The sequence below is a fragment of the Streptomyces sp. NPDC059247 genome, assembly GCF_042754005.1.
Classification (GTDB): Bacteria; Actinomycetota; Actinomycetes; order Streptomycetales; family Streptomycetaceae; genus Streptomyces.
This window is the reverse complement of sequence record NZ_JBHYZW010000051.1, coordinates 1-5415: the sequence shown is the minus strand read 5'-3', so window position 1 is coordinate 5415 and position 5415 is coordinate 1. Positions and strand designations below refer to the sequence as shown.

Here is a 5415-nt window from a genome sequence, read left to right as displayed (position 1 = left end):
AGTTGCCTGAGCGTCACGACCAATGTCCTACCGGGTTCCACCCCGCGAAGAGGGCAGAACTCAACAACTGATCACGACATCACACAGGCCCTAGTCAGCCACACGGCGAGCGGGATGCCCTGCCCGTCGAAGAGGACATGGTGCTTGCTGCCCGAGCGTGCCCGGTCGACCGGGCGGGACCCGCTTTCGGGCCCCGCAGAGCGGCCCGGACATGGCTGGAGTCGATCACCGCCCGCGACCAGCCGAGCTGCCTGACCGACCGCAGCTTCTTGAGCAGAACCAGGTGCGGCTGGTCCCACACACCGGCCTCGTTCCACGCGGCAAACGGTCGCCAGCACGTCATACCGGATCCGAAACTTAGCTCCCGGGACAGGTACTCCCGCTGGATCCCGGTATGCGGCACGAACAGGATCCCGCACAGAGCCTGCCGGTCAGGCACCCGAGACCTGCCCAACACCAGCTTCGATGCCGGTACCGGCAACAACGGCACGACCAGCGAACACAGTTCGTCCGACACGATCCACGGCCGGGAGTTCCTCTTCGCCTTGCCCCCGCCGTGGGGAGGTCCCGGGGACGGAGGTCCCGTGGGACGGTCGGCGGCGCGCATCAGCCGCGTGCGGCCAGTGTTCTGGTGAGGAACCCGGCGAGTTCCGTGACGGCGGGGCCGACGTACTCGGGCCTGTCGTAGAGGTCGCTGTGGCTGGCGCCCTCGATCCAGTGGAAGGTCTTCGGGCCGGTGAGGTGCTGGAAGAAGCCGACGCTCATCCAGGCGGTGACGGCCCGGCGTCCGGCGATGATCAGGGCCGGGCGGTCGCCGATCAGGGCGAGAGGGGCGTACGCGTCGAACCCCGCTACGCGGTCGACGCTCTCCGAGTCGAGTGTCTCCGCCGAGCGGGGATGCTCGCCACGCGGGGTGCGGTAGTACTCGAATCCCTCGGCACCGTACTCGCCGCCGAGGGCGCGCGCCTGTTCGATGGTGTCCGGGAAGAGGCGCATCCCGTCGACCTCCTGACCGCGGGCGCGGGCCGCGCGGGCGGCGGCGGCCCGGTCGAGGAGCGCGTCGAAGGCGGCGGTGTCGGCGGTGCCGTCGGGGCCGAGACGGAAGTGGCGGGCGAGGTCGGCGCCGGAGACAGTGGCGACCGCGCGCACGCGGTGGTCGGTGGCGGTGGCGACGAGCGCGTAGCCGCCGGAGGCGCAGATCCCGAGGAGGCCGATGCGGTCGGGATCGACCTTGGGCCGGGTGGAGAGGAACGAGACTCCGGCCTTCATGTCCTCGACGCGATGGGCGGGGTCCTCGAGACCACGCGGCGTGCCCTCGGACTCGCCCTGGTACGCGGAGTCGTAGGCGAGGGCGACGAAGCCGTGCTCGGCCAGACGCCGGGCGTAGAGGCCGGCGGCCTGCTCCTTCACGCCGCTGCCCGGATGGCCCACGACGATCGCGGGCCCGGGGGCCGTGGGAGGCCCGGCGGGGAGGTGGAGGTGCCCGGCGAGGGCGACACCGGCGCTGTCGTAGCGGACGGTAACAGGTTCCATGATCGTTCTCCTGGTCGGTGGTCCGGCCACCGTCGCGGTGGCCCGGTGTCCACGGTCCGCGCGCGGCCGGGCGACGAGAAGAGACCGGATCGTGAGGGGGCAGGATCCTGGCCACCCCCACTGGTGCACGCGGCACCCACAATGGGGGAATGAGCGCAGAACCCGACCCTCGCGCGCTGGGTGCCTTCCTGCGGGCCCGCCGCGAGGCCCTGACGCCCCGGGCCGCCGGGCTGCCGCAGGACGATCGGGGCCGCCGGGTGGCGGGGCTGCGGCGCACCGAGGTCGCCCAGCTGGCGAGCATCAGCGTCGAGTACTACACCCGCCTGGAGCAGGGCAGGGTACGGGCCTCGTCCACGGTGCTGGAGAGCCTGGTCCGCGCACTGCGGATGGACGCCGACGCCGAGAGGTACGCCTACGAACTCGCGTCACGGGCCGACGAGCAGCCCCGGCGGAGGGACATCCAGGAGCGGCCGAGGCCACCGGTCCGGCGCCTCCTCGACCGGCTCGACGGGACGCCCGCGATCGTCCTCGGCAGACGACTGGACATCCTGGGCTGGAACGGTCCGGCCGTGGCGCTCTACCTGGACTTCGCCGCGCTGCCGGTCCGGGAGCGGAACTACCTGTGGCTGATGTTCCTCCACCCAGCGTTCCGGGCGCTGCACCGCGACTGGGAGAACGACGCCCGCACGGCCGTGGGCGCCCTGCGGCTGGAATGCGCCGCAGACCTGCGCGACCCCCGGCTGACCCGGATCGTCGGCGAGCTGTCGCTGCGCGACGAGGACTTCCGCGCCTGGTGGGCCGGACAGCAGCTCTCGGGGAAGTACCGGGGCGTCAAACGCTACCGGCACCCCCTCGTCGGCGACCTCGATCTCGACTGCGACACCTGGAACAGCCCCGACGGCACCGGACAGCGCCTCATGCTGCTCACCGCCGAAGCGGGAACCCCGTCCGCCGACGCCCTGCGCGTCCTGACCTCGTGGACGGCGCCCCGACGGGACGGCGGCGAACCCGGGCACAGCTGATGGCGAGCACCTCTGGGGGCAGGCCGTGGTTCGTGCGGTGGACGGTCGCGGACTCCGAGGTCAGATGCGGCTCGTCGCCGAGGACGGCCGCTCAGGCGGCTGACGTCGATTGCGCGGGCACCGGCCGCCGCGTTCCCATCCTCAGCGCCGACCGGCTGGGCGCAGTTCGCGTTCGAGGGCGGCAGGGCGAACGCGTGCGGGCAGGTGTGCTCCCAGCGGGAACGTCCGAGCATCAGGTCCTCAGGCAGCCCGCTCAGCGTGGCCACGGCCCGGATGGTGAAGCCGGGGAGTTCCATGTCGGCGGAGTCCCCCCGCTCCCGTCTCTCGCTGACGATGGCCTCCAGGCGCTCGTCCCAGCCGTCCAGCAGTGGGGTGAGGACGAGACGGCCCGCTTCGTCGTGGCGTTGGGCCAGGACCTGCGTCCACAACGCGTAGCGTTGCTCGCCCTGGTCACCGGGCAGGTAGAAGCGGACGAAGAGATATCCAGCTTCTCGACGGGGCTCGCGGCCCGATCGGCGCCTCCTGGAGACGGTCCCAGAGGTCCGCCTGGCTCCATGCCGGGACTTCGAGCAGGAGTCGGTCCTTCCTGCCGAAGGGGTAGAGGATGTGCCCGGTGCTCATCCCGGCCCGCGCGGCGATGTCCGACATCCGCAGGGCCGCCGTGCCCTTCTCGGCGATGAGGCTGATGACGGCCCGCATGGTGCGCTCCCGCACCTCGGCCCCGCTGGGCTGGCGTTTCCTGTCGGTCGGGACTCGGGCCGTCGGCCGCGAGGCCGCACCGCTCCCGATGGGCCCGGAGGCATCGGATGCCCGCTGCGCCCGCAGCGAGACGCTGGGCCCGCTGGACGGCATCCCGTACACCACCAAGGACAGTTACGGGGCCGCCGTGATCGACGCCCCGGACCGCCCGCACGGTCGAGTGGATGCCCACGGTCATTCCACGTGCCGCCATGCCATCGACGGCGCCTCACTGCGGTCCCCGAACGGCCCCGAGCCCGCAAGGCCCGCAACCCGCGTCCACCTCACCGCTCCGGGCCTGAAGGAAGAAGACTCACCCCGAATGTGAGGTGCCTCACACTGGCGGGGGTGAACTGCTGATCCAGCGGTGCGTCAGGGCCGTATCGGGGTACCGGGTCGCAGTGAAGTCAGCCCGACACCCGTCTCGGTCCCCACTTCGAGGAGTTGACGCACCATGAGTTCAACCGCAACCGCCCGCAACGTCGTGCTGGTGCACGGCGGTTTCGTCGACGGCTCCGGCTGGCGAGGGGTCCACGACCTGCTGACCGCCGACGGCTACCGGGTCAGTGTGGTGCAGAACCCCACCCTGTCGCTGGCCGGTGACGCCGCCGTGACCCGTCTGATCCTCGACGCCCAGGACGGGCCGACCGTTCTGGTCGGGCACTCTTACGGTGGAGCGGTGATCTCCGAGGCAGGCACCCATGACAACGTCTCGGCCCTCGTCTACGTCGCCGCCTTCGTCCCCGACAAGGACGAATCGGTGAACACCCTGATCGCCGACCCCCCGCCCGGCGCGCCCGTCCCGCCGATCCTGCCCCCGGTGGACGGCTACCTCTTCCTCGACAAGGAGAAGTTCGCCCACTCCTTCGCCGCCGACCTCCCGGCGGCCGACGCGCGCTTCCTGGCCGATTCCCAGGTCCCCTGGGGCCTGGACGCGCTCGGCGGCACCGTCACCGCCCCCGCCTGGCGCGTCAAGCCCACCCACTACCTCGTCGCCACCGACGACCGCATGATCCCGCCCCCGGCCCAGCACGCCATGGCCGAACGCGCCGGCGCCACCGTCACCGAGACCGCTGCCAGCCACGCCGTCTACGTCTCCCGGCCCGAGCAGGTCGCCGCCGTCATCAAGGCCGCCGCCAACGGCTCCTGACCCGTTCCTACCCGCGGTCACCGCCCCGCACCAGGAGAGCGGTGGCCGCGCCACGGTCGAAGGATCCGCCCCGGGCGTGACCGGCGCCACCCCCCCCCACAGCTGCCCAGGCCCGGCCGGAGGCGGCGCCCGTGATCCCGTTCGCACCGCTCACCGACACCCCCTCACCCGCCAGCCCGGCAGGCGGGACCGGTGCCCTCGGCCCGCTCCTCACCCGCTACCCAGTGCTCCTGCGCACCACCCGCGAACACCCCGCACCCCAGGACCTCACCGACCTGCTGCCATCTGCCCCCCTGCCGGGTACTCGACCCGCACGCGCCGCAGGAGTGGATCCGGGCCATGGGGGCCGAGACCGCTCTAGGCTGCACGAGTGAACTACAACGAGGTCGAGGCGAGCGTTCTCCAGCTGGTAACCGAAGCCACCGAGGACAATGCCCGCGCCTTCGCGGAACAGACCGTCACCCGCCTGGTGCGGCCGGAACTGCTGCACTCCGCCGCCGAGTACGAACTCTCCGAGGATGCCCGCACGGCACTCACCACCGCGTGCGTGAACGTGCTGACGATGAACGCCGCCGAACTCCACGACCTGCTCGCGACGATCGACGACGGAATCGTCGTAGACGACGGTCTGGACACCGGAGTCCTCACCACCGTCACCGCATTGGAGCACTGGAAGAACTACCTGGAGCGCAACCGGCGCAGCGAGGTCTACGAACTCGCCGTCCGCTCCATCGAGGCCATCGACCATGACGTGTCCGCCTCCCTCGAAGACTTCCTCGCCACACCGGAGATGGCGGCCGAGTACGCGCGCATCCGCCTACTACTGGCCCCCGGCCCGGAGTAAGCGGCATCCGCCCGATGCATACAACAGGGCGATTGGGAAGCCCGTCCGAAGTGGACCCGTGCGCAGTTGCCTCCTGGTCTGCACGAGGTGACGGCGCTCGACATCAACGGCGCCTATCTGTCCGCGTT

At 71.4% G+C, this 5415-nt stretch carries 7 protein-coding genes; 4 read left to right on the top strand and 3 right to left on the bottom strand.

The features are described 5' to 3' along the window. Positions 1–94: 94 nt before the first annotated feature. Positions 95–607: a transposase gene (locus ACFXGN_RS32685; RefSeq protein WP_384866056.1), complete on the bottom strand. Its 513-nt coding sequence runs from the start codon at positions 605–607 to the stop codon at positions 95–97. Next, positions 607–1533, bottom strand: coding sequence for an alpha/beta hydrolase (locus tag ACFXGN_RS32680; protein ID WP_384866054.1), 927 nt, complete (start codon positions 1531–1533; stop codon positions 607–609). Before ACFXGN_RS32680 ends, ACFXGN_RS32685 begins: the two co-directional genes overlap by 1 nt. A 149-nt stretch (positions 1534–1682) precedes the next feature. On the opposite strand from ACFXGN_RS32680, the gene ACFXGN_RS32675 reads away from it, so the two are divergent. After that, the gene (locus ACFXGN_RS32675; protein WP_384866052.1) at positions 1683–2555 is read left to right on the top strand and encodes a helix-turn-helix domain-containing protein; all 873 of its coding nucleotides are present in this window, start codon (positions 1683–1685) and stop codon (positions 2553–2555) included. Positions 2556–3005: 450 nt separating this feature from the next. Here ACFXGN_RS32675 and ACFXGN_RS32670 read toward each other — a convergent pair whose 3' ends face one another. Next, on the bottom strand, positions 3006–3203 hold the full coding sequence (locus ACFXGN_RS32670) for a TetR family transcriptional regulator (protein ID WP_384866058.1): 198 nt from the start codon (positions 3201–3203) through the stop codon (positions 3006–3008). Here ACFXGN_RS32670 and ACFXGN_RS32665 point away from each other — a divergent pair. The 3 genes from ACFXGN_RS32665 to ACFXGN_RS32655 all read left to right on the top strand — a co-directional run bounded on the left by ACFXGN_RS32665 (position 3169) and on the right by ACFXGN_RS32655 (position 5287). After that, positions 3169–3621: a hypothetical protein gene (locus tag ACFXGN_RS32665; RefSeq protein ID WP_384866060.1), complete on the top strand. Its 453-nt coding sequence runs from the start codon at positions 3169–3171 to the stop codon at positions 3619–3621. The genes ACFXGN_RS32670 and ACFXGN_RS32665 overlap by 35 nt on opposite strands. A gap of 126 nt (positions 3622–3747) precedes the next feature. Beyond that, a complete protein-coding gene (locus tag ACFXGN_RS32660; protein ID WP_384866050.1) occupies positions 3748–4443 on the top strand; it encodes an alpha/beta fold hydrolase in 696 nt (231 codons plus the stop codon). 370 nt (positions 4444–4813) lie between these two features. Further along, on the top strand, positions 4814–5287 hold the full coding sequence (locus ACFXGN_RS32655; RefSeq protein WP_384866048.1) for a hypothetical protein: 474 nt from the start codon (positions 4814–4816) through the stop codon (positions 5285–5287). Positions 5288–5415 lie beyond the last annotated feature (128 nt).